Below are 23,226 nucleotides of genomic sequence, written 5' to 3'. Positions count from 1 at the left end.
TTAGATACAAAGTTCCTACACTAAAAAACATGAGACAGTAAAACGCAAGAGATAGAATTTTGCCTGTTTCTGAATTTTTTAACAAAGTATTTTCTAAAAGTTTAAAGCCAAAAAAAATGAAAAGCACCTGAAATAGCCATAAAATATTTAATACAAAAATCTTATCGAAAGGATTAAAAAGTTCGGCCAAGACACAAAAAACCATCCATAAAGGATGAAATCCATTTGTAAGGTATAGGTCATTGAACCCCATAAAACTGTTGCGAACAATATTATGAGCGATCTGCGGATAAAAAAATCCATCATCAGCCGGGAATTTCGCGGGATTTCCTAGAAAGAATATAGCGGAAATAAAAAACAGATAATGTAGATTTTTTTTAAATATGTGCATCTGATAGTTCTATAAAATTTGATAATCTTCTTTGTGATCTGAAATCGAAAAACAGTAACCGACAATTGAAAATGGTAATGCCGCAGCCATGTAGGTTATTCCTAAAAAATTGTAAGATATACCACTAAGTGATGATTCTATAAGAAAGCAGCTGATGAGTAAAAAATAAAGAATAGCAGAACAGAAGAAGACTTGCCTTACGTTTCTCATATAACCGGATATAAAAACTGTAACTGCGATAAAAAAACACATCACCCAAACATTTCCCTGTCCCTGTGTTTTAAGCGGATTATATTGTAAAAGATAATCGATGTTCTTTACGGGAAGAACGACAGTGGCTGCTAAAATTGAAAATGAAAGAGAAAAGCCGGCAAGTAATATTACCTTATTTTTTGTTTTTGTTTTGATAAAAGGTTTCAATAAAAATAAAATGAGAGGAATTATAACAAGACTTCTCGTAAGACACAGAATGCCCAAAATAATTCCAAGTAAAAAAGGTTTCGCAAAATAATCTGTCTGGAATTTTTTGTGCCAGAAAATAATAAAGGCTGCAATAAAAATAAATGACGAAATAAAATCACTTTTACAAATCACATCATATACAAATGAGAGGGCAATACTGATCAGAAATATGCCGACAATCTGTACATTTCTGTTCCGGAATATATATAGAAGCGATAGCGTAAATATTATAAAAGCCGCGACTTGCAGATATCCCACATTCCCTAAAAAATAGAAAAAAGATGCGATTAGAAGCTGACCGGGAAGATATGAAGGCATCTGACCAATAAAGTTAGGCTTGTCGTAGAAAAAGGTTCCATGCATCCAGTCTTTAAGACAGTATTCAATCGTTTGCCACCTGTCAATATTAACTTTATACGGACTATCAATCAGATGACTGAAGATGATAAATACAATCACCATAATCATGATATAGATATAGGAATAGTTTTTTTTAATCCTAATTTCAACTCTGCTTAAATTGCCGGCCTTATAAATCACTGCATGAAAAATAAGAAAAACGGCAATTAAAATAGGAAGAGGAATTTTATCCTGTCGGATTCCATATTTAATCAGAAATAAGAGATTAATACTGAAATAAATGAAGAGCATAATGAATTTCATTGCCTTATTCTCCAAAGTGAAATTAAGTAACTTCATCATTATACTAGCAAACTTATTTTAGAACAAACAATTTCTTGGCATTCTCACTCGTAATCCTGTCAATCTCAGCAAAATCTGTTTTATAAATGTCCACAAGTTTCCCTGCAACCAAATCTAAATAAGAACTTTCGTTTCTTTTTCCTCTAAAGGGAACTGGTGCTAAATAAGGAGAATCTGTTTCAAGAACGATTTTATCTAACGGAATTTCATTTAAGAACTGATCGATCTTTCCGTTTTTGAAGGTCACTACTCCACCGATTCCTAGGATGAAATTTAAATCAACAGCATGTTTTGCCTGTTCAAGATTTCCCGAAAAACAATGGAAAATCCCTCTTAATTTCGGATGTTTTTTTCTTTCTAAAACTTCAAACGTTTCATCGAAACTTTCTCTGGTGTGAATCACAATAGGCAAATCTTTTTCAATCGCCCAATCAATCTGCTGCTCAAAAGCTTCTACCTGAATATCTAAAGTGGTTTTATCCCAATACAGATCGATCCCGATTTCACCAATGGCAGGAAAATGTCTTTCATCTAAATATTTCTTTACAGTTTCAAGTTCATTTTCCCAGGACTCAGGTTTTACGTAGCAGGGATGAAGCCCCATCATTGAAAAAATCTGATTCGGATAATCGCTTTCCAACTGGAGCATTTTTTCATGAGATTCTGAATCGATAGCCGGAAGATAAAATTCTGTAATTCCTTTATCTAAAGCTCTTTGAATGGCCTCTTTTCTGTCTCCGTCAAATTCTTCAGAATATAAATGAGTATGTGTATCAATCATTATTTAAAATTTTAATAGATCTTCGTAAGGATTTTCTAAATTCAAAAGCATCCCGAAAGCCGGTTCTGTTTTGATTCCTTCTTTCTTTAATTCTATTATTTTTTGTTTAAAATCTTTTCCTTTTTCCTGTAATATTTTGTGTTCTGCAATCATGTGTAGGTAAGCATTTTGCTGGGTTGTCGGTTTATTCTGTCCGAAAATTTCGATCGGAAAACCGTCAAGTTCAAAATTACAAACCGTCGATTCTACTCCGTTAATTATGGACGTTTCGATTTTTAAATCTAAATCAAATTCTGAAAAGGCATGCTTTAGAAATTCAGCAAACTCAATCTGATTCTTAACCTCGCATAAAATGTCCAGATCGCTTCCTTCAATATCAATTTCTATCGGAACTGTTCCTGCTAAAATCGGAGAAAAGTCAGAAAGTTTCTCAAAAACCCTGTGTTTTGTTAGAACTTCAAAAGCTCGTTTCTGTCTGTCATTTCCGTTGCTGAGATAATCAATCGTGGTAAAGTCAGTCATTCAAAGTCAGAATATTTTGTGTTTCGTTTTCTGTTGCTGCGCCTTAATCCTTTCACTCAGTTTTTCCCTGAATTCTATATATTTCGGATCTTTCTCATCATCAGACCTGTGTTCTAAAGCCTTTTGAATTTTAAAATTTTCTTTAATAAAATCTTTAGTTTCCTCAGAAAAATAAGCATTTCCAAATTTTTCAAAAATATAATTCACAGCCTGAGCATTTGGATGTATCATATCTTCCTTGTAGAAACGGTAATCCCGAAGATCATCCATTAAAATCTCATAGACAGGAAGATAATGACAGTTTTCTATCTCTGAAATCACCTCATGAATGGCCGTAATGAGTTTTGATTTGCTTAACTGATTCTCAATCATTCCATCTTTGGTATGACGCACCGGTGACACAGTGAATAAGATCTGAAGATCGTCTTTACAGATATCTTTCAAATTTAAAATCGTATCGTATACCGAATCTGTCAGTTCCTGATGTGTCAATAATCTTTTTTCAAAAAACTTCTGCGGAATTTTATGACAGTTCGCAACCAGCTTCTTCTTGGGTTCAAACTCATAAATAAATGATGTTCCGTAGGTGATGATTACCCAGTGACAGTCCTGCAGAAGTTGATTTCCTTCCACAATTTTAGAGTTGATTTTTTCTAAAGTCTGATGAATAAATCTTGTATCAAAACTTGAGTGATGATCGAGCGAAATATATTCATCATTAAACATAATAAGTTCTTCCTCGTGATAGAATTCAGAATCGTGCAGTCTTTTAATTGACTGATTAATCGAGAAAGGATTAAACAAAGTTCCGAAAGGATTATTTACGGTCTGTAACTGACCCTGCTGAAACAATTCAGACATCTCAGAAGCAAAACAGGATCCTATTGAAAATATTTTATCTTCAATCTCAATCTTAGTTTTAGATTCTGTAATATTTACTTCAGTCCGGAATTTCATTTCGTTAATTTGAAAATGTGCTGATTTGAGAATTTGAAAATGAAAATCGAATCAATAATAATTTTCAAACTGACACATTTTCAAAATTTTAAATTAACTTTCTCTTCTCAAAAGATAATTCGCCAGTTCAGCGAAAGGTTTTTTCTTGTCTTCAGCAATATCTATTTTAGAAAGGTAGCTTTGACCTATTTCATTATGCTTTTCGATCAGACGCAAGGCTTTCTCGTCTACTTTTGTTCTTCTGAAAATCTTTTCAACACCATACACTTTGTCGATGTTATCAGTCTTTTTAGAATACCAGTAATCAAGTTCTTTTTTCTCCTCTTCTGTACCGTGTTCTTTGGCTAAAAGATAGAGAACTGTTTTTTTATTTTCGTAAATATCACCTGCATGCTTTTTACCAAACTGAGCCTGGTCGCCGAAAACATCCAAATAATCATCCATAATCTGGAAGGCAATTCCGATATGTTTTCCGAAATTGAAAATGGCTTTGGCATCTTTAAACTGCGCTTTGGCAATTAATGCTCCGATCTCAAATGAAGACGCACTCAAAACACCGGTTTTGTAAGTAATCATCCTGATGTAATCATCAAAAGTTACATTTTCCTGAGTCTCAAAATTAATGTCATACTGCTGACCTTCGCAAAGAAGCAAACCTGTATGCGTAAAGATTCTGATACACGCTTTGAAAACATCCGGTTCAAGATCTTCAAAAAACTTATAAGCTTTCAGCATTAATCCGTCTCCAGAAAGGATTCCGACGTTAATACCGTGTAGCGTGTGAATGGTCGGCTTGTTTCTTCTTAACGGTGCCTCATCCATAATATCATCATGAATCAGCGTAAAATTATGGAAAAACTCAATCGCCAAAGCGGGCTTTATCGCCTGTTTCATATCACCTCCGAATAAATCACACGCCATCAATACCATAATCGGACGAAGGCGCTTACCACCGTGCGAGATGATGTAATTCATGGGGTCATACAATTCTGTGGGCTTATCTTTGAACGTATATTTATTAATGGCATCAGCAACAATCTGTTGGTAGGTGTCTAAGAATTCCATAAAAGTTTTTAATTTGAACAAAAATACGATTTTTCAAGGCTTTATAAAACAAAAAACTTTGCCTATTAAGACAAAGTTCAGTGATATGATTTATTTTTTTTATTAAGTCAGATACGTTACCGCAAGATATGTAAGTGCAGCAACAATCGCTGAAATAGGAATTGTTAAAACCCAAGCCCAAAGTAAGCTTACCGTAATTCCCCATCTTACTGCGGAAACTCTTTTCGTCAATCCAACCCCGATAATAGAACCGGTAATCGTGTGCGTTGTAGAAACAGGAATACCAAAGTGATCGGTGATAAATAAAGTGATTGCACCAGCAGTTTCAGCACTCACGCCTTCTAATGGAGTTACTTTTGTAATCTTAGTACCCATTGTTTTGATGATTTTCCAACCACCACTCATAGTACCTAAAGCAATTGCGATGAAAGAAACCAATGGAACCCACATGTAATGATCTGCAAAATAATTAAAACGTTCTGCAGTTTCAATATTCAGATAAACCGGATCCTGAAGCATATTAACATGGTAGTAGATCAATGCTGCTCCGATGATTCCCATTACCTTCTGAGCATCATTCAAACCGTGTCCTAAACTGAAAAGAGCTGAAGAAACCAACTGTAATCTTTTGAAAGATTTATCAGCTTTATGCGGATTTGATTTTTTATAAAGGTGAACAATAATTAAAGTGATAATAATTGAGATCACCATCCCGATAATTGGTGCCAGGAAAATGAATAAGAAAATAGGAATTACTTTGCTGAATTTCACCACATCCTGACTCGCAACTTTCGTCACAGTCTGCGTTAAGGTATCCCAGATTCCTAAGTCTGGAGTTGCAACAACCACTTCTCGGTAATCCATCAGGAAAGCATGCATTAATGCTGCTCCTAAGAAACCACCAATCAATGTGTGAGATGATGATGAAGGAATTCCAAACCACCATGTCAAAAGATTCCATGCGATAGCGGCGATTAATCCTGAGAAAATAACTTCAAGCGTAATAAAGTTTTCATTGACGGTTTTGGCAATCGTGTTACCGATTTTAAATTCACCAATGATATACGCTGCGATAAAGAAAGCTGCAAAATTCCAAAGTGCTGCCCAAAGTACAGCCTGAAACGGCGTTAAAACTTTTGTGGAAACAATCGTCGCAATAGAATTGGCAGCATCATGAAAACCATTAATATAATCGAAGATTAAAGCCAAAGCAATAATAACCGTAAGTAAAATAGGAAAATCCATTTTTTGTTATGTATTGTTTTTTTTAAGCGTATTTAATCATGATATTCTCGATCGTATTGGCAACATCTTCTGCTTTGTCGGTTACGATTTCAAGATAATTAAGAACTGATGATATTTTGATGATATTGATGGCATCATTCGTTTCGAAAAGCTCTACCATTGAGTTTGAAAGAAGATCATCAGCAATATTCTCAATAGAATTTACTTTAATACATGCTTCTTTTACCTGCTCCATATTTTTAAAACCTTTCAAATTCTTCATAGCATTCTGAATTTCAAGACAAGCCTTGTGAATCAGCAATGAGAAGTCTGCATAAGCCTTCATCATCGGAGATTTGTACAGGAATATATATTTTGTAGAAGCGTAGATATAATCTGCAATATCATCAAGACCTGTTGCTAAGGTGTGAATATCTTCACGGTCGAAAGGTGTGATGAAGTTTTTCCCCAATTCAATAAAGATCTCGTGAGTAAGCTCGTCATTTTTGTGCTCATAGTCGCTCATCAGTTTCAACATTGCATCATCATTAAGATCGAAATCTTTCACTCCGTTGTTGAAATCATTAGACATTGCAACTAAATTTTCTGTTACTTTTTCGAAAAGCACAAAGAAGATTTTGTCTTTTGGCTGAAATGCGTGGAAAATATTACCAATTGCCATTTGTAAATTGTATTTAATTTATTCGTGTGCAAATTTCCTAAAAAAGCACCTTAACAAAAAGCATCCAGCATTAATTTTTGTTAATATTGAATTAATATTTGTTCACACCAGAATTTATACAATTTAAACTGCTGTAAATCAACAACTTAAATTCAATTTAATACAAACTATTTTTGATCTAATTTCGCCTGATTCAAGTAAATCATTGCTCATTATACACGATATCCACAAAGCTTTTTTAACGGTATAGTTCTTACGCAGGCACTACCTTGGATATTATTTAGAGATCACAGTATTTTTAATACAACTCTAAATTTCAAATAAAAAAAAGCCGGCAAAATTGCCGGCTCACATTATATTGTAGGTTTAAGATCAGTTCGCCTCTTCAGCTCTCATATCTTTTCCTTTAAACTTCATAGACTGAATATTTCCTAAAAGTTCTTTCCCGTAAGATTTTTCAACTTCAAAGAATGAGAATTTCTCAAGAATTTCGATGTTTCCGATCTCAGCTCTCTTACTTCCTTTGCTTGATGTAGCTTTGTTGATGATTTCCAATACATCCAGTTTTTTCAATTGGTCTTTTTTACCAAGGTTGAAGAAAAATCTAGTCATATTTTCGTCTCTCTGTCTTGGCTTACCACCACGATCTCCTCTTCTTTCTCCTCTGTCGCTACGTTCTCCTCTGTCACGGTCTCTTCCTCTGTCGCGGTCTCTTCCTCTTCCGTCTCTGTCTCTTCCACCTCTGTCATCATCTCTGTTGTTAAACTTCTGATCCACAAGATCCTGCTTGTCTTTATAGTACAAAGCAAAGTCTTTCAACTGGAACTGTAGCAGCTGGATAACCAATTCTTCCTTCGTGAAATTACTTAAGTCGGGAACAAGGTTTTGATCGAATTCAAAAACATTTTCATGTTCTGTCATCAGTTTTTCAAAAACTCCTTTTACCTGAGCCGACATTACTTCGTCTCCTGTAGGAATTTTCTTCTCAACGATCTCAATTTTCGTTGTAGATTTTATCTGTTTCAGCTTTCTGCTTTCTTCAGGTTTGATCAAAGACATAGAGATACCATCTTTCCCTGCTCTACCTGTTCTTCCGCTTCTGTGTACAAAAACTTCAGGATCATCCGGTAAAGAGAAATGGATAACGTGCGTCAGTGAATCTACATCCAAACCTCTTGCAGCTACATCAGTCGCAACTAAGATATCGATGTTTTTCAGTCTGAATTTCTTCATTACTGTATCTCTCTGTGCCTGAGAAAGATCACCATGAAGAGCGTCAGCACCATAACCGTTTTGCATTAAAAAGTCTGCAACCTCCTGAGTTTCCATTCTTGTTCTACAGAAAATAATAGAATACTGATTTGGGTTTGCATCAATAAGTCTTTTCAGAGCTTCTTTCTTGTTACGGTAACCTACAACGTAAAATTCATGCTTAATGTTCTTTTTAACTTCGTTAATAGAACCCACAGAAATACGGTGAGGAGTTGTAAGGTAACTTTTAGAAATTCTTTCTACTTCTTTGCTCATCGTTGCCGAGAACAGGAAAGTTTGTTTTGTTTCAGGAGTTTCTCTTAAAATTGTTTCCAATTCGTCTTTGAAACCCATAGAAAGCATCTCATCTGCTTCATCCAAAACCAACCAGTGGATTTCAGAGAAGTCAAGAGCTTTTCTGTTGATCAAGTCGATCACCCTTCCCGGAGTACCCACAATTACCTGTGGCTTATCTCTCAAAGAACGCATTTGATCCGTAATACTGCTTCCACCATAAACTGCTGTAGTTTTGATGTTTTTCATGTACTTCGAATAGTTGTTAATGTCTTTTGAAATCTGTAGACATAGTTCTCGTGTCGGGCAAAGCACCAAAAATTGGATTTTGCGACTCGTATCGTCAATCATGTCCAAAATCGGAAGCGAAAACGCTGCTGTTTTGCCTGTCCCTGTCTGCGCAAGTGCGATTAGATCGCGAATATCTGATTGAATAAAAGGGATAGTCTGTTTTTGGATTTCTGTCGGGCTTTCGTAACCCAGTTCGCCAATGGCCTTAAGGATATCAGGACTTAAATTGGTCTCCGTAAATAAATTCATTAATTGATATAAAATTTTTGCAAAGATACAACTAATTATTTGATAACGCTTTATATAATATTAACGAATTGATAATTTTAATTTGGAAAACTCTAAGTATTTTTGAATTTATGCAAAAAAAGGATAAAAATTTTATTTTAAATTTAAAAAACCCACAAATTCATTTTTGTTTATCGATTTATTTGAATTTTTAATTAATATTTATGAATTATTTAAATGAGAGATAAAAGCTTCAAGTCTGATTAGATTTATTTAATTTTGATTAAAAGTAATAAGAAAATGGCGGCTACCCTTTCAAAAAAAGTATTTGACTATCTGAAACAACTGAATGAGAATAATAACCGGGAATGGTTTAATGATCATAAAAATCTATTCATCGATGCTCAGCAAGAATTTGAAAATTTTGTAGAACATCTTATTCAGGAAGTTGGAAAAACAGATGAAAAAGTAGCCAAACTGAATGCTAAAAAATCACTGCTAAGAATCTACAGAGACATTCGGTTTTCTAAAGATAAAACACCATATAAAACCTACTTCGGAGCTTCATTAGGCATGGGTAAAAGCAATGAAAAGTCTGGTCATTATCTTCACATACAGCCCGGAAAATCATTTATCGCAAGCGGAATTTATTTACCGGAAGCTTCAGTATTAAAGGAAATCAGAAAAGAAATATCTGTTTTCAAAAATGAATTTCTGAAAGCAGTTGATCATCAGGATTTCAAAAAATACTATGGTGCATTAGACCGCGAGCACGAGCTTAAAAAAATTCCGCAGGGATTTGAAAAAGAAGATCCCATGGCTGATTATCTCAGACTTAAAAGTTTTATTGGAGTTTATAACTTATCCAACAAAGAAGTGATGGATAAAAATGCAGTGGAAAACCTAACAGATATTATGAATTCTGCAAAGCCTTTTAATGATTTCTTAAATGCACCGTTTTCGGAAACGCCGGCGTAATTTTTTAGTCATCTGCCACACACTATTCATGTAAACTCTGATCTGTGGTGATAATATTTTAACACCATTTTAACATTTTTCACTACCTTTGTCGGTCGATATAAAATTGAAATCAATGTCTTTATACCAACAGCTCGCAGAAAACTTACAGTACATCAGTCCGAGTTTTTATAAACAGAGGTATTTTAAAAATTTAAAAAATCTCACTAAAGAAAATTTTTCTGGCCGTAATGTAGAACCCGAGCTCGTTTGGATTAAAGAGTATTTAAACAGCAACGCTGTAATTTTTGATATTGGTGCCAACGTTGGAACTTTTCTTTATCAGTTTGAAAATAAACTGAAACATCAGAATATTTACGCTTTCGAACCTAACAAAAAACTCAACATCAGACTGAAAAGATTATTTCCGTCGATGAATATTTCTTCTGTAGCTCTGTCTGACGAAAATACGACTGCAGAATTTAAAGTTCCAATCATCAAAGGAAAAATGGTGGCTTCGAGAGGAACCTTGAATACCTCTTACAAAGAAAAAGATGAGGAAAATTCTTACACCGAAACTGTAGAAGTGGTAAAACTGGATGAATGGGCAAAATCTAAAAACATTCAAAAAATAGATTTCATCAAAATAGATGTTGAAGGAAATGAAATGAAAACTCTTTTTGGAGGAAAGGAAACCATTCAGAAATTCAGACCTACTCTCATGGTTGAAATGGAACAGAGACATCACGATCAACCCATTTGGAATGAAATTTCCGAAGTTGAGAGCTGGGGATTTGACGCCAACTATCTCAACCGAAAAACTTTTACACTTGAAAAATTAACCGAAGAAATTTTAACCAAAAACATCAGCGACGAAAAAAACAAAACCGACTACATCAACAATATTATTTTTCTTCCAAAAAACTAAAATCTTATGAGTGTAGTTGCAAGACAGGGTTTTAAATATTCGATCATTGGGTATTTTGGGTTTTTGATCGGTACAATTTCGGCGATTTTCATTTTCCCTAACGATTTTGAATTCTACGGAAAACTGAGATATATTTTGCCCACGGCAGAAATGCTGGTACCGTTTGTGGTGCTGGGAATTTCTTATTCTAATGTGAAATTTTTTCACAAAGTTGAAAAAGATGGCAAAAAGCAAAACATGCTTTCACTATCTCTGTTGGCGATTTTTGTCAATTTCTGCATCTTTTCAATTGTCTTTTTTATTCTTCCTTATATTTTTCCTAAATTTAAAAATACTGAGGCCTGGAAGATTAAGGAAGTGATCCTACCGATGATTTTACTGCTCTCACTCTGTGCGGTATTCAACAAATACACTTCCAATTATAAACGGATCGTTGTTTCAAATATTTTTGACAATTTATTTCCAAAAATCGCCAATCTCGGAGCCTTCTGTCTGGTATTTTACTTTGCATTGTCACAGAAGATTGCCTACGCATTTTTCTTCGGAATGTTTGCTTTAATGCTTTCAGGATACATTTATTACACGAATCGATTAGAGAAAATAAATTTTGATTTCAGTACAGATTATTTTAAAAAAGATAATTTCTGGAAAGAATTTTCAAGCTATAGTTTTTTTGGATTTCTGGGGACTTTCGGGAATTATTTAGCGATCAACAGCTTTATGATCGGTGAGTTTTTGGGAATGGAAGAAAACGGAATCTACTCGGTTCTGTACGCCTTGATTTCTTTGATATCTATTCCACAACTCGGTTTGTTTAATATTTCTGCTCCGATTATCAGCAAAAATCTTGCAGAAGGAGACATGGATGAGCTTGACAGATTTCATAAAAAAACATCCTTATCTCTTTATTTTCTGGGAGCGGTTCTGTTTTCGTGCATCATGGTTGGATTTCCTTTTCTTACGCACTTTATGCCCAAAAACGGTCTGCAGTTACAGGAATACACTCCTGTAATCTGGATTTGGGGTTCTGCAGTCCTGATCGATCTTGCAACGGGTTTTAACGGCAACATTATTTCGCTTTCAAAATATTACCGTTTCAATATCCTTGTTATGCTCTTGCTGGCAGGATTAACGATTACTTTAAATTTATATTTTATAAATCATACCGACCTAAAACTCATGGGAATCGCTTTATCTACGGCAATTTCCCTAAGTACTTACAATGTCATTAAGATCATTTTTAATTACATTATGTTCAAAGTTTCACCATTGAGTATTGAGATGATTTTTGTTTCGATTATCTGCACGTTAGCGATTACGGTGGCCATTGTTCTGCCAAATTTTGCCAATCAGTTTATTAACTTAGTTTACAAGCCTGCCGTTGTTCTGATACTGATTTTCATTGGAAATTATTTCACCAAAATATTTCCTGTGGAGCAATATTTGAATATGAAATTCCTTAAAAGTGTATTGAAATTTAAATAGATACAAATCTGTTCAGAACATTTTCAACATCATTCAGAATTTTTTCTTTGCTAAAATCTTTTTGAAAATCGAACTCCGAATCTTTCAGCTTTAAAAACTGTTCAATCACATTTTCTTCTTCAGGAATAATAAATTCAAGTTTTGAAGAATAGTTTTTAGGAAAAACTGCAGGTTTACCATATTTGATGGCATCACCTAAATTTCCGGTCATTTTTGTTTCGCCATAGATTTCTTTATTGCTGAAAAATTCGGCTTCCTCCCGAATCGGACACCAGAGAACATCAGCTTTTCGCATCCACTGATCAAAGATTTCAGGAGAAACTCTTTCAGAAAAATAGATTGTTTTAATATTTTCCGGAAGATTTTTATCTAAATTTTCAAGATCTTTAAGTTCATGACATTTTGCTTTTCCCAGAAAAACAAAGGTAAACTGATCTTCGGTTTTTAAATTCCGGATGATATCGAAAACCTTTTTATAATCTCTCCTCTTCTGAGAAACCCCTCCAGGAATAACAATGGTGAAAATCTTATCCCTAATTTTATCAACCGACTTTGTGTAGAAAAGCGGTAAAAATTCAAGCTTATCAGAAGATAATTCCCGATCGAGAACCAAATGATGCTTTGCCTTTGCATAGGTTTTGTTTGCATAAAACAATCCTTCTTTCCACCATAATTTCAGTCTGTAAATCAAATCATTTTTAAAAATATTTTTAATTAAATCTGATTTTGAAATTTTAGAAAAATTCAAATTATGAATTATAACCGAAGTATTATATTTCTCGCCTATGGCCAAAAAAGTATTGAAATAACGGTGAACAGTTCCAATAATAATCAAATCATAGTTTTTTGTAGACAGCTGATCCAGAATCATCGATGAATCTGATTGGTGTACCACATTACCATTTTCCTGAATTTGATTTTTAATCTTTTCCGACAAATAATAATCCACAGAAAATGCTTTGGAGTCTTGCAACAAATCCATAAAATCCTGCGCAATCTCTGCGTGGGTGTCAATTTCTATGTAGGCTATGTTTCTCAAGTGAGGTAAATTAAGTTTTAGATAAAGCCAAATCAGCTTTTATTTATATTTTGAACGCGCTTCCTTCGGCTAAATCAGGATGATATGCCCAACCGATTAGAATTACAGTTTAAACCATTTCTTTTTGAACATATTCCATCGCTGCTCATTAATCACTTTCTGTTCGTCTTTCGAAATCTTCAACTCCAGATTTTGAGATTTACACTTTTCATACGAACCGACAATTTGAAAGAGAAAACCCGGTGATTTCAATTTCATCGCTTCTTTTCCCGCAGCAACATAAGTAAGAAAACGGTTTAATCCTAAAAAATAAAAGTATCTGCCATAGTAATCTGCAGGTTTTATCGTATAATCGGCTCCTTTTACTTTGATTAATTTCACATGCAGTTCAGGTAAAACAATTTCTTCCCAACCCAAATTTTTAAGTAAAATAGAATCAATATTGTCCCAACCTAAGGTTTCCCTTAAACCGCCAATCGCTTCAAAACATTCTTTCCGATAAGCTTTCATTGGGCCGCGAACGTGATGTCTATTTGAATTTCCTTCATAAACCCAATTTCCATTTTGTTCAACATACAGCAGACCTCCAACCAGTCCATAGCTGGGATTACTGACGAATGCTTTCTCCACTTCAGAAAGATAGTTGTCATTTAAAATAATATCGGCATCAAACTTACAGATTATATCAAAATCATTAATATTTTGAGTTTTCAAACCGTTTTTAAATGCGCTGACCACTTTAGAACCAGGCTGATGAGCAGATTTCCCAAGATTAACTGTCTCAAAACGGGGATCGGAATCTGTATAATTTTTGATAACCTCAGATGTTCTATCCGTGGAACCGTCGTTCACAATTACCACTTTAAAATCTTTAAAACTCTGTTGCTGTAAAGAATCTAAGGTGAATGGAAGATTATGCTCTTCGTTGTGCGCGGGAATGATAATTAAAAATTTCACTGGATGATGCAGATTATTGATGATGAGATCAATGATAATTATTTAACAAATTTTAAACTATAAAAAAGAAGGTTTTAAACTTAACAAATGATGCTTTAAAACTAAAAATTGATGCTTTAAGCTTAAACGTTACTGCTTTAAGCTAGAATTTTGATGCGTTAGACCTGAAAGTTCATGCTTTACACATTGTTTTTGATACTTAAAACAAGTGTAAGCAAATATTAAATAATTCTTTATATTATGCATGATATGTTTAAAACTCTCATGTTATCTTTTACATTTATTTTCTAATGCTTAATACTTATCTGATGTACTTTACCTTATTTATTGTGAGGTCTCAGCATGTTTCTGGGATCTAGAATTTCATCTAACTGTTCCTGAGAAAGCAGATTCTTTTCCAATACCAAATTGTATACACTCTGACCTGTTGCCAGAGCCTCTTTAGCAATCTGAGTCGACTGTTTGTAACCGATGTAAGGGTTGAGTGCCGTTACAATTCCGATGCTGTGTTTAACCATATTCAGACACATTTCTCGGTTAGCAGTAATCCCTACAATACATTTCTCACGAAGCGTATCGAGAGCGTTGCAAAGGAAATGAATATTTTCCATGATCGTGTGAGAAAGCACGGGCTCCATTACATTAAGCTGTAACTGTCCGGCTTCTGCGGCAAAAGTAACCGTCAAGTCATTTCCAATCACTTTAAAGCAAACCTGATTCACAACTTCCGGAATAACCGGATTTACTTTTCCTGGCATAATGGACGATCCCGGCTGCATCGGCGGTAAATTGATTTCAGATAAACCTGCTCGTGGTCCTGAAGAAAGCAATCTTAAATCATTACATATTTTCGATAATTTTAAAGCCAGACGTTTCATTGCTGAAGAATAAATAACGTAAGAACCGGTATCCGGAGTGGCTTCAACCAAATCTGGTGCAGAAATGACAGGATAACCTGTGATTTCGGCTAAATTCTTAGCACAAAGCGTGGCATAACCAATCGGAGCATTTATTCCCGTTCCAATAGCTGTTGCACCCATATTCACCTCAACAAAGAGATTGGCGTTGTTATTCAGTTTTGAAATATCTTCTTCAAGTGTCGCAGCAAAAGCTTCAAACTCCTGCCCCATCGTCATCGGAACAGCGTCCTGAAGCTGTGTTCGTCCCATTTTGATGACGTCCTGAAATTCTACTCCTTTCGCTCGGAATGCTTCAACGATTTTTTTCAGTTTTTCAACCAAAGTTTCATTCATCTGGAGCAATCCCATTTTGATTGCTGTGGGATAAGCATCGTTCGTAGACTGTGAAAGATTGATATGGTCATTGGGCGAACAGAATTCATATTCGCCTTTGTTTTTTCCTAATTTTTCCAAAACCCGGTTGGCAATTACCTCATTCGCATTCATGTTGATGGAAGTTCCCGCACCTCCCTGAATCATGTCAACGGGAAATTCGGTATGAAACAGTCCGCCGATTAACTCATCGCAGGTTTCAGCGATTTTAAAATATAAATCCTGATCTAGTAAACCTAATTCATAATTGGTTTTTGCGGCTGCTTTTTTCACAAAAGCCAAACCTTTTATAAATTCGTGATAAGAAGAAAGTAGCTGACCCGAAATTCTAAAATTATTGATAGCCCGCTGAGTCTGAACTCCGTAATACGCCTCTAAAGGAACATTGAGAACACCCAAGAGGTCACTTTCCTGTCTGAAATTTTCCATTAAAAAAGTTTTAACAGTTTATTGTATTTAAATGATAAAAAACGCACCGTTAAAAGATGCGTTTTGAATTTTATTTTGTTGGATATTTTTGATTCAACGACTGCAAAATTGCCCACGTTTCAGCATCCAGAACTCCACTGTAATTCTGTGGTCTGAAATGGTACTGCAGAGCTTCAACCGTTTTCTTTGTAACATCGTCCCATTTTCCATTTGGCAAGATATCATAGCCAAATTTCTGTAAAGCAGTCTGCACCACAAAAATAAATGAAGGCTCGTTGTATCTTGTTTCAATATCGGTCTGCGCCAAAGTCAGAAAGTTCTGTTTAGCCATTTCGTCGTACCACATACCAATCTGATATTCGTCGTACAGTTTTTTCCACGGGAAAAGCGGTCCAGGATCCTGTTTTCTAGTCGGTGCGATATCCGAATGCGCCAAAACATTGGTAGCCGGAATATTATATCGCGTCACAATATCCTTTGCCAGAGCAGCAACCTTTTTAATCTGTTCATCGCTGAAAGGTTGGAAGACCTTCATCCCTGAAGCATCAGCCTTGTACCCCATATTAACGATTTCAATTCCGATGGAAGTGTCATTGAGGTTTTTATCGCTTCTCCAGGCACTGATCCCTGCATGATATGATCGTTTGTTCTCATCAACCAACTGGTAAATTTCATTATCCCCTAAATTATTCACCAGATAATGAGCGCTTACAGACTGTTGCGTAAGAACTTCCACAGATTTATCATCAGGTAAAACGGTGTAATGTAAAATCAGATATTTTTGTCTGAAATTTTGCGCTACTGCAGGGAAATGAGTTTTCACCACTTTGTAGCCGGCAGGTTTTGCAGAGACGATAGATCCATAGCTTATGGTGTTATCATTTTTAGTAATATCTGCAATATTGGTTCTGAAAAATTCAACACCATGTTCAGTGGCAACTTCCGGTTTATTTTTTTCAAAATTTTGAGAGTTAACCGCCGTTTTTGGTTGTGCAGCGGTAGTTTTTGGCCTGTAGGTATTTTTCTTCACATTTTTTTGGGAAGTACACGAAAAAACGAGAGTACTTAAGCCGATGATATATAATGTCTTACGCATTAGTTTATTTTTTTAACTGATTATTCCCTCAAAAATACACAATTTTTTTCTTAAAATTATTTGGTAAATAAGGAAATCTATTCTATATTTGCACTCGCAATAACGGAACAACGATCATTCAAAAAACGTTATAACAGGAGAGTTGCCTGAGAGGCCGAAAGGACATGTTTGCTAAACATGCGTACTGGAAACGGTACCAAGGGTTCGAATCCCTTACTCTCCGCAGCAAGATAAATTCGGGGCGTAGCGTAGTCCGGTCATCGCGCCTGGTTTGGGACCAGGAGGTCGCAGGTTCGAATCCTGCCGCCCCGACTGTTTTAGTAATTTTCTCAAAATTACAAATGGGTGCGTAGCTCAGCTGGATAGAGCATCTGCCTTCTAAGCAGACGGTCTCAGGTTCGAATCCTGACGCGCTCACAAAAAACCGATATTTTAAATATCGGTTTTTTTTATTCCCCAATTTCAACATGTAAAGAAATTTTTTCTGTGATCCTGTTTTCAATTTTCAAAACTGCTTATCATAAGATTCATATACATTACCTTAGTTTCTTTATTACCTTCATAATTAATTCTTACAATATATTTCAAAGAGTCCTTTTTTCTTATTTTGTCTTAAGAATAATAAACGTTATCTACTTTAAATATGAAATGCCATATTCATTTGTGCACGTGGCTTTAACGATTCATAATTATCCTTAACTGCGTTTTCATCGCTGTTATCAACAATTATCATTACTTAAACATTCAATTTTTTTTTGACTATTGAAATTATAGTCAAAAAAAAACTCCGACTTACTATCGGAGTTTCACTATATTTTAAATGAGGAAAGCTTACAAAATTTTTGAAACTTCATTACAAAGCCATTCCAATAATTCTAAATCTTCTTTCGTGAAAGGATCTATCGTGTGAGAATCGATATCAATTTGCCCGATATTTTCACCGTTTTTGAAAATAGGAACCACAATCTCCGCCTTAGTATCAATTGAACAGCTTAAATAATTATCCTGCAAATGAACATCCGGAACGATAAATGTTTCATTAGAAACTGCAACCTGCCCGCAAATTCCCTTTCCATAAGGAATAATGACATGATCTGTTTCTGCTCCTACGTAAGGCCCTAATTTCAGCTCGTCTTTATCTCCGTTTTTGAAGTAAAAACCTGTCCAGTTAAAATAGGATATTTCCTGATCTAAAAGATGACAAACTTTTTCAAGTTTTTCTTCAGTATTATGTTTTGGACTTTCAAGAATAGACGAAAGTCTTTTTTTTAATTCAGACATTTTAAATTTGTTTTAAGAAAATTGTTTTAGAGAAAGTTCCTGTTTATAACCGAACATTCCTCTGTCTTTTATCATTTCGGCAACACCTTCCGGCACCTGATTTTCCCAACCGCTTACGTTGCAGGCTATTTTTCTCAGTATCTCTCTTGAATAAATTTCCAGGAACTCAGGATCGTAGTTTTTAATGTCTACAATACGGTTATTCAATTTGAAATATTTATATAATTCTTTCAGACTTTCTTCTACTTTAAGGTTATCTGAATTTAATAATTCGTGAGTTTCAGGATCTTTGTAAGGATAAAGATATACTCTCATTCCGTTTCGGAAAAACTTACCGAAGGCTTCCAAAATTCCACCAGAAAGATCTTTATAATATTTCTCGTCGAATACCATCAACATATTATTCACACCCATCGCAACTCCAATGTCGCCATTAGTGTAATGAGAGAAATAATCAATCAGTCTGTAGTATTCGGAGAAGTTTGAGATGATCACCGTATATCCTAATTTCCCAAGAACGTCTACTCTATCCAAGAAATCCCGTTCATCGATATCTCCGTCTGCACGAAGATTAGAGATGGTAATTTCGATCAGAACTTCAGTTTCTTCCTGCGTACAGATGGCGTCTTTCAGGAACATATCCATACCGTTGCGCAGCATATCAATGTTCACTCTCGTTACAGGTCTGAAACTTCCTCTTACAGCGAAAATATTTTTCTTGTACAAAACATCCGCCGGAAGCATATTGTTCCCCTGAGAATTAAAAATCACCGCATCGGTCATATTGTTTTTCACAAGTTGCAAAGACATCAGTCTGTTATCAACATAAGCGAACGCCGGACCGCTGAAATCAATCATGTCTATCTCAAGATTATCTGTAGCCACATCATCATAAAGAGATTCTATCAGACGTCTTGGATTATCAAAATAAGTAAATGCACCGAAGATAAGATTTACCCCTAAATTACCAAGAGTTTCCTGCTGTAAAGTCGCGTCATTCTCTTTGAATTTTACGTGAATTACCACTTCGTTGTAATCTTCATTTTCCTTTACCTGAAAACGTATACCAACCCATCCGTGACCTTTTACAGTTTTATCGAAATTAATGGTGGTTACAGTATTTGCGTAGGAAAAAAACTTTCTGTTCGGACTGTTTTCCCGAGAAATTCTTTCTTCGATTAATGAAACTTCATAGCGAAGCATTTTTCGAAGTCTGTTCTGAGTTACATACCTGTTTTTAACTTCTTTTCCGTAGATGGCATCACTAAAATCTTTGTCATAGGCTGACATTGCCTTAGCAATCGTACCGGAAGCTCCCCCTGCTCTAAAAAAGTGTCGTACAGTTTCCTGCCCTGCTCCAATTTCTGCGAAAGTACCATAAATAGTAGGATCTAGATTAATTGTTAATGCTTTTTGTTTAGGAGTTAGTTTCTGATACATTAGGACATTAAATTTTTCGTAAATTTACCAAAATTAAACCAACCTCAAAACAAATGAAGTTGAAATTTTTAGGAACCGGAACTTCTCAGGGCGTTCCCGTTATTGGTTGCACCTGCGAGGTATGCACCTCAAAAAATCCAAAGGACAACCGTTTCAGATCATCTGCAATGGTTACAACCGATGAAAATAAAAAAATTCTCATCGACTGTGGCCCCGATTTCAGACAGCAAATGCTGATTAACAAAGAGAACCATATCGACCTTGCGCTTTTAACCCATGAACATAACGATCACGTTATCGGTCTTGATGACATGCGCCCTTTAATTTTCAAAAGCGGTAAAAATATGCCGCTTTACTGCAGTGAAAGAGTAGGAAATGAAGTCAGAAACCGTTTTCCGTATGCATTCTCTGATGAAAGATATCCTGGAGCTCCTGCTTTTGATTTGCACAAAATTGAAAACCACTCGTTTGAAGTTTTAGATATTGAAATAACTCCTGTAGAAGTTATTCATTACAAAATTTCAGTTTTCGGTTATAAATTTAAAAACTTAGCCTACATTACAGATGCCGGCTTTATTTCAGACACTGAGAAGGAAAAACTGAAGAATCTGGATGTTTTGATTTTAAACTGCATTCGTAAATTTGATCCGCATCCTGCCCATTTTATTCTGGCAGACGTTATAAAATTGCACGAAGAGCTGAGGCCTAAAAAATTATTTTTAACGCATATCAGTCATCATTTCGGTCTGCATAACGTTGAAGATAAGTTACTTCCCGACGGAATTCACCTTGCCTACGACGGTTTGGAGATTAATTTTTAAAGAAAAATTAATAAAAAGTTTTTGAACATTAAAAAAAGTTCCTATATTTGCACACCAATTAAAAACAAGCCCAGTTGGCGGAATTGGTAGACGCGCTAGACTCAAACTCTAGTATCGAAAGATGTACCAGTTCGATTCTGGTACTGGGTACAAAAAGGCACTAACTGCAGACAGTTGGTGCCTTTTGATTTTAAAATCATCGGTGATTTCCTGCACAAAACTTCAGTCTTTCTGCTTTCTCAGCACGAAATATGACATCAAGTATATAATGCGCGCCATCTCTTTCATATATAAATCTCCCTTTTAATGAAATTGAAGTTGCTCAAGGTTAATTGATATAAAAAGGAAAAACACCATGTCGTTTTCTACTATTTCTTTATTATCAATAAAATGAATTGTTGGATGTACTATTTTTATTAATTTAGATAATTAAAGTTTAGGTGTAAAGTAGAGAGTACTCAAATAATTAGTATGAATAAAGATATTACGATAACCGACAGCAAAGAAGGTCAGTTTTTAGGTATTGCTGGAGGAAATTACAGAATTATAATCTCGGGTGATCAAACGAATGGCAGCTATGCAGTGATCGAAATGGTCGTACCTCCCAATGGAGGGCCGCCTCCACATGCTCACGAAGATACGCAGGAGATGTTTTATGTTTTGGAGGGAGAGGTAGAATTTAAAACAGAAAACGAGAAAAAGACGGTTGGTAAAGATGGATTCATCAACATTCCTTTAGGTGGAGCAGTGCACTGTTTTAAGAATCAATCTAACGAATTTGCAAGATTACTTTGTACCGTTGTTCCTGCCGGACTGGAAAAAATGTTTTTGGAAATAGGCGAACCTGTTGCTTTCGGAGAATTTTTAAAAGTGCCGGAATTAACTGAAGAAAGAAAACAATTACTTAAACAGCTTGATCTGAAATACAATCAAAAAACCTATCCTCCAGACTTTTTAGACTGATGGAGAATCATTTTAAAGATGTTTTTAAACTCCTCAAATTTTATTGGAAATAAAATTCAGTTGCTGATAAATAGAAAACCCTATGATCAATCAGGGGACGTTTATTCATTATAAATCCACATCAAAATTGGCTTTTCAGACTTTTCAATCAACGGATCAATCTTTCTCATCGCATTATTTGAAATTGTCGGACAGCCCCAACCTTCCGGCGAACCTTTGGGAAAAACCTCTTTATCGCTCATCAAGTTCCAAGAATGGAAAACGATAAATCTCTTCATGGCATTACTGTTTGTATCCTCGAGTCCGTGCATCAGATATTTTACATTAATTCCCCAATCGCTGTGCCCTCTTCCAGATAACTTATATTTTCCAAGCGATGAAAGATGACTGCCATCTTCATTGCTGAATGTTGGATCTTCTTTTGATTCATCGCTGCTCCATGCATTGTTTCCGCAACCATGACCGACAAGATGCTGACCAGAAATTTTTTCCTCTTTAAAATCCCAGATCACGAAACGGTTCACGCCAGAATGCAGGCTCATATCAATCAGAATACACAAATCAGTATTCATTTTTTTACTTCTGCAGAATTCGAGTGCTTCCTGCGCTTTCTTTCTGGTTTTAACTAAATCTAATTCAGGTTTCTTCAGTTCCACATTAGTCTCTTTCTTAGCAAGGACCGCACCTAACGACTTCCTGCTATCATTCTGACATGAAACAAAAAATAGTACAGTTAATAATAAAACGGAAAATCGCACCTGAATTATTTATAATGAATGAAAATCCCGTAGTCAGTAGGAGTCCAAAGAGCTGCTTTCTGGCCGGCTGCTTTCAGAGCGTTATTTGCCCAGGTATTACAGGTATCTAAGAAGCTGTAACGCCCCTGCGCATCGTAAAATGCATCATTATCACTGTAAACTGCGTTGGTTGGGATTAAAATATAATTCCCATTCTGATCTTTATCAAATTTAGCATCAATAAATTTCACCAGATCCTGATACTGTTTTCTGCTGATCATTATTTTTTTGCAGTCTGATGCTTCAGTCATTGTTTTGTAAAATGAAGTATGCATTGCAGATTCGCTCATCCAAAATGCAGCTTTCACAGCTGTCGTAAATTTAAGATCTGCCCAGGTTGGCGTGTCAAGATAGAAGCCCTTATCGCCCCAGCCCATTCCCACATAATTATAATCTGTTCTCTTCGATGTTGTATTGGCAAAAGGAATCTTAGAACTCCAGTCATAAAGATCATTTTTCACAGGCATTACGATGTCAGTATGAACGCCATTGGTGTAAATATAGATGGGAACTTCTTTTTTGCCACCATCATCCTTAGCCGAAACTTCTATAAAAGGTAGCAAATAGCCCAGAAGGGCATATACCACGATGATTCCGAGGATGAATCCCAAAGTCTTAAGGATGTAAATGAATAATATTTTTACACTCATGTTGATGATTATTGATTACAAAAATTTAATTATCAATTTTCCGTAAAAGTATTTGTTTTATTCCGAAAAATCAGTAAATTTAGTCAACAAAGTATCACAAATATGCACAAAAACACGAAATCCCAAAAAAGATTTAAAGTAAGAGTGAAAACTGCTCCCAAAAGAACCCAAAAAAAACGTTGATTTTCTTAAAGACAGTATCTTTTTGAAAGTCATTTTTTCTTTTACAGCAAAGGTTTTC

The 23,226-nt window shown here is 35.2% G+C and carries 21 protein-coding genes and 4 tRNA genes; 9 read left to right on the top strand and 16 right to left on the bottom strand.

Features of this window, described 5'->3' with window-relative positions:
* Positions 1-400: 400 nt before the first annotated feature.
* The 8 genes from OMO38_RS05975 to OMO38_RS05940 form a co-directional block, all read right to left on the bottom strand.
* Positions 401-1,555 carry a hypothetical protein gene (locus OMO38_RS05975; protein ID WP_264749299.1) on the bottom strand — a complete coding sequence of 385 codons (1,155 nt, stop codon included), beginning with the start codon at positions 1,553-1,555 and terminating at the stop codon, positions 401-403.
* 13 nt (positions 1,556-1,568) lie between these two features.
* Positions 1,569-2,336 carry a TatD family hydrolase gene (locus OMO38_RS05970; RefSeq protein ID WP_264749298.1) on the bottom strand — a complete coding sequence of 256 codons (768 nt, stop codon included), beginning with the start codon at positions 2,334-2,336 and terminating at the stop codon, positions 1,569-1,571.
* Between the two features lie 3 nt (positions 2,337-2,339).
* Positions 2,340-2,858: a DUF4269 domain-containing protein gene (locus OMO38_RS05965; protein ID WP_264749297.1), complete on the bottom strand. Its 519-nt coding sequence runs from the start codon at positions 2,856-2,858 to the stop codon at positions 2,340-2,342.
* Positions 2,859-2,864: 6 nt separating this feature from the next.
* Positions 2,865-3,815, bottom strand: coding sequence for a GSCFA domain-containing protein (locus tag OMO38_RS05960; RefSeq protein ID WP_264749296.1), 951 nt, complete (start codon positions 3,813-3,815; stop codon positions 2,865-2,867).
* Between the two features lie 93 nt (positions 3,816-3,908).
* Positions 3,909-4,880, bottom strand: a complete 972-nt coding sequence (locus tag OMO38_RS05955; RefSeq protein ID WP_264749295.1) for a polyprenyl synthetase family protein — start codon at positions 4,878-4,880, stop codon at positions 3,909-3,911.
* Between the two features lie 102 nt (positions 4,881-4,982).
* Positions 4,983-6,125 (bottom strand): inorganic phosphate transporter, encoded by a 1,143-nt coding sequence (locus tag OMO38_RS05950; RefSeq protein WP_264749294.1) that lies wholly within the window; start codon positions 6,123-6,125, stop codon positions 4,983-4,985.
* A 22-nt stretch (positions 6,126-6,147) separates the two neighbouring features.
* Entirely contained in the window at positions 6,148-6,786 is a 639-nt protein-coding gene (locus OMO38_RS05945) for a DUF47 domain-containing protein (protein WP_129536417.1), read from the bottom strand.
* A 372-nt stretch (positions 6,787-7,158) separates the two neighbouring features.
* Entirely contained in the window at positions 7,159-8,871 is a 1,713-nt protein-coding gene (locus OMO38_RS05940; RefSeq protein WP_264749293.1) for a DEAD/DEAH box helicase, read from the bottom strand.
* A 279-nt stretch (positions 8,872-9,150) separates the two neighbouring features.
* On the opposite strand from OMO38_RS05940, the gene OMO38_RS05935 reads away from it, so the two are divergent.
* The 3 genes from OMO38_RS05935 (at position 9,151) to OMO38_RS05925 (ending at position 12,220) form a co-directional block, all read left to right on the top strand.
* Positions 9,151-9,828, top strand: a complete 678-nt coding sequence (locus OMO38_RS05935; protein WP_264749292.1) for a DUF2461 domain-containing protein — start codon at positions 9,151-9,153, stop codon at positions 9,826-9,828.
* Positions 9,829-9,943: 115 nt separating this feature from the next.
* Complete coding sequence (locus OMO38_RS05930; RefSeq protein WP_264749291.1) at positions 9,944-10,735, top strand: FkbM family methyltransferase; 792 nt, start codon at positions 9,944-9,946, stop codon at positions 10,733-10,735.
* Positions 10,736-10,741: 6 nt separating this feature from the next.
* Positions 10,742-12,220 (top strand): lipopolysaccharide biosynthesis protein, encoded by a 1,479-nt coding sequence (locus OMO38_RS05925; RefSeq protein ID WP_264749290.1) that lies wholly within the window; start codon positions 10,742-10,744, stop codon positions 12,218-12,220.
* On the opposite strand, the gene OMO38_RS05920 is transcribed toward OMO38_RS05925, so the two are convergent.
* The 4 genes from OMO38_RS05920 to OMO38_RS05905 all read right to left on the bottom strand — a co-directional run bounded on the left by OMO38_RS05920 (position 12,213) and on the right by OMO38_RS05905 (position 17,033).
* The gene (locus OMO38_RS05920) at positions 12,213-13,259 is read right to left on the bottom strand and encodes a hypothetical protein (protein WP_264749289.1); all 1,047 of its coding nucleotides are present in this window, start codon (positions 13,257-13,259) and stop codon (positions 12,213-12,215) included. The genes OMO38_RS05925 and OMO38_RS05920 overlap by 8 nt on opposite strands.
* Before the next feature lie 102 nt (positions 13,260-13,361).
* Positions 13,362-14,216, bottom strand: coding sequence for a glycosyltransferase family 2 protein (locus OMO38_RS05915; protein WP_264749288.1), 855 nt, complete (start codon positions 14,214-14,216; stop codon positions 13,362-13,364).
* A 320-nt stretch (positions 14,217-14,536) separates the two neighbouring features.
* Positions 14,537-15,937: an aspartate ammonia-lyase gene (gene aspA / locus OMO38_RS05910; RefSeq protein ID WP_264749287.1), complete on the bottom strand. Its 1,401-nt coding sequence runs from the start codon at positions 15,935-15,937 to the stop codon at positions 14,537-14,539.
* Between the two features lie 70 nt (positions 15,938-16,007).
* Positions 16,008-17,033 carry an N-acetylmuramoyl-L-alanine amidase gene (locus OMO38_RS05905; RefSeq protein ID WP_264749286.1) on the bottom strand — a complete coding sequence of 342 codons (1,026 nt, stop codon included), beginning with the start codon at positions 17,031-17,033 and terminating at the stop codon, positions 16,008-16,010.
* A gap of 136 nt (positions 17,034-17,169) precedes the next feature.
* Here OMO38_RS05905 and OMO38_RS05900 point away from each other — a divergent pair.
* The 3 genes from OMO38_RS05900 to OMO38_RS05890 all read left to right on the top strand — a co-directional run bounded on the left by OMO38_RS05900 (position 17,170) and on the right by OMO38_RS05890 (position 17,450).
* Positions 17,170-17,256 (top strand) — tRNA-Ser (locus OMO38_RS05900).
* A 14-nt stretch (positions 17,257-17,270) separates the two neighbouring features.
* Positions 17,271-17,345: transfer RNA gene (locus OMO38_RS05895), tRNA-Pro, on the top strand.
* A gap of 31 nt (positions 17,346-17,376) precedes the next feature.
* Positions 17,377-17,450: transfer RNA gene (locus OMO38_RS05890), tRNA-Arg, on the top strand.
* 414 nt (positions 17,451-17,864) lie between these two features.
* Here OMO38_RS05890 and OMO38_RS05885 read toward each other — a convergent pair.
* The gene (locus tag OMO38_RS05885) at positions 17,865-18,314 is read right to left on the bottom strand and encodes a GAF domain-containing protein (RefSeq protein WP_219971472.1); all 450 of its coding nucleotides are present in this window, start codon (positions 18,312-18,314) and stop codon (positions 17,865-17,867) included.
* Positions 18,315-18,326: 12 nt separating this feature from the next.
* Entirely contained in the window at positions 18,327-19,754 is a 1,428-nt protein-coding gene (locus tag OMO38_RS05880; protein WP_264749285.1) for a TonB-dependent receptor, read from the bottom strand.
* A gap of 53 nt (positions 19,755-19,807) precedes the next feature.
* Here OMO38_RS05880 and OMO38_RS05875 point away from each other — a divergent pair, with 53 nt between their 5' ends.
* The 3 genes from OMO38_RS05875 (at position 19,808) to OMO38_RS05865 (ending at position 21,538) form a co-directional block, all read left to right on the top strand.
* Positions 19,808-20,575 (top strand): MBL fold metallo-hydrolase, encoded by a 768-nt coding sequence (locus OMO38_RS05875; protein WP_264749284.1) that lies wholly within the window; start codon positions 19,808-19,810, stop codon positions 20,573-20,575.
* Between the two features lie 68 nt (positions 20,576-20,643).
* A tRNA-Leu gene (locus OMO38_RS05870) sits at positions 20,644-20,725 on the top strand.
* Between the two features lie 321 nt (positions 20,726-21,046).
* Positions 21,047-21,538: a cupin domain-containing protein gene (locus OMO38_RS05865; RefSeq protein WP_264749283.1), complete on the top strand. Its 492-nt coding sequence runs from the start codon at positions 21,047-21,049 to the stop codon at positions 21,536-21,538.
* A gap of 101 nt (positions 21,539-21,639) precedes the next feature.
* On the opposite strand, the gene OMO38_RS05860 is transcribed toward OMO38_RS05865, so the two are convergent.
* Together OMO38_RS05860 and OMO38_RS05855 are read right to left on the bottom strand one after the other, a co-directional pair.
* Positions 21,640-22,194, bottom strand: a complete 555-nt coding sequence (locus OMO38_RS05860) for a murein L,D-transpeptidase catalytic domain family protein (protein ID WP_264749282.1) — start codon at positions 22,192-22,194, stop codon at positions 21,640-21,642.
* A 107-nt stretch (positions 22,195-22,301) separates the two neighbouring features.
* Positions 22,302-22,985, bottom strand: coding sequence for a TIGR02117 family protein (locus tag OMO38_RS05855; RefSeq protein ID WP_264749281.1), 684 nt, complete (start codon positions 22,983-22,985; stop codon positions 22,302-22,304).
* Positions 22,986-23,226 lie beyond the last annotated feature (241 nt).

Source organism: Chryseobacterium kimseyorum, from assembly GCF_025971945.1.
Taxonomy (GTDB): domain Bacteria; phylum Bacteroidota; class Bacteroidia; order Flavobacteriales; family Weeksellaceae; genus Chryseobacterium; species Chryseobacterium kimseyorum.
This window is presented reverse-complemented; position numbering and strand designations above follow the sequence as displayed.

Bases quoted from the DNA above. Each gene is read 5' to 3' on its own strand.
- OMO38_RS05975 (WP_264749299.1), bottom strand. From the start codon at position 1,555: ATGATGAAGTTACTTAATTTCACTTTGGAGAATAAGGCAATGAAATTC.
- OMO38_RS05970 (WP_264749298.1), bottom strand. From the start codon at position 2,336: ATGATTGATACACATACTCATTTATATTCTGAAGAATTTGACGGAGAC.
- OMO38_RS05965 (WP_264749297.1), bottom strand. From the start codon at position 2,858: ATGACTGACTTTACCACGATTGATTATCTCAGCAACGGAAATGACAGA.
- OMO38_RS05960 (WP_264749296.1), bottom strand. From the start codon at position 3,815: ATGAAATTCCGGACTGAAGTAAATATTACAGAATCTAAAACTAAGATT.
- OMO38_RS05955 (WP_264749295.1), bottom strand. From the start codon at position 4,880: ATGGAATTCTTAGACACCTACCAACAGATTGTTGCTGATGCCATTAAT.
- OMO38_RS05950 (WP_264749294.1), bottom strand. From the start codon at position 6,125: ATGGATTTTCCTATTTTACTTACGGTTATTATTGCTTTGGCTTTAATC.
- OMO38_RS05945 (WP_129536417.1), bottom strand. From the start codon at position 6,786: ATGGCAATTGGTAATATTTTCCACGCATTTCAGCCAAAAGACAAAATC.
- OMO38_RS05940 (WP_264749293.1), bottom strand. From the start codon at position 8,871: ATGAATTTATTTACGGAGACCAATTTAAGTCCTGATATCCTTAAGGCC.
- OMO38_RS05935 (WP_264749292.1), top strand. From the start codon at position 9,151: ATGGCGGCTACCCTTTCAAAAAAAGTATTTGACTATCTGAAACAACTG.
- OMO38_RS05930 (WP_264749291.1), top strand. From the start codon at position 9,944: ATGTCTTTATACCAACAGCTCGCAGAAAACTTACAGTACATCAGTCCG.
- OMO38_RS05925 (WP_264749290.1), top strand. From the start codon at position 10,742: ATGAGTGTAGTTGCAAGACAGGGTTTTAAATATTCGATCATTGGGTAT.
- aspA (WP_264749287.1), bottom strand. From the start codon at position 15,937: ATGGAAAATTTCAGACAGGAAAGTGACCTCTTGGGTGTTCTCAATGTT.
- OMO38_RS05905 (WP_264749286.1), bottom strand. From the start codon at position 17,033: ATGCGTAAGACATTATATATCATCGGCTTAAGTACTCTCGTTTTTTCG.
- OMO38_RS05885 (WP_219971472.1), bottom strand. From the start codon at position 18,314: ATGTCTGAATTAAAAAAAAGACTTTCGTCTATTCTTGAAAGTCCAAAA.
- OMO38_RS05880 (WP_264749285.1), bottom strand. From the start codon at position 19,754: ATGTATCAGAAACTAACTCCTAAACAAAAAGCATTAACAATTAATCTA.
- OMO38_RS05875 (WP_264749284.1), top strand. From the start codon at position 19,808: ATGAAGTTGAAATTTTTAGGAACCGGAACTTCTCAGGGCGTTCCCGTT.
- OMO38_RS05865 (WP_264749283.1), top strand. From the start codon at position 21,047: ATGAATAAAGATATTACGATAACCGACAGCAAAGAAGGTCAGTTTTTA.
- OMO38_RS05855 (WP_264749281.1), bottom strand. From the start codon at position 22,985: ATGAGTGTAAAAATATTATTCATTTACATCCTTAAGACTTTGGGATTC.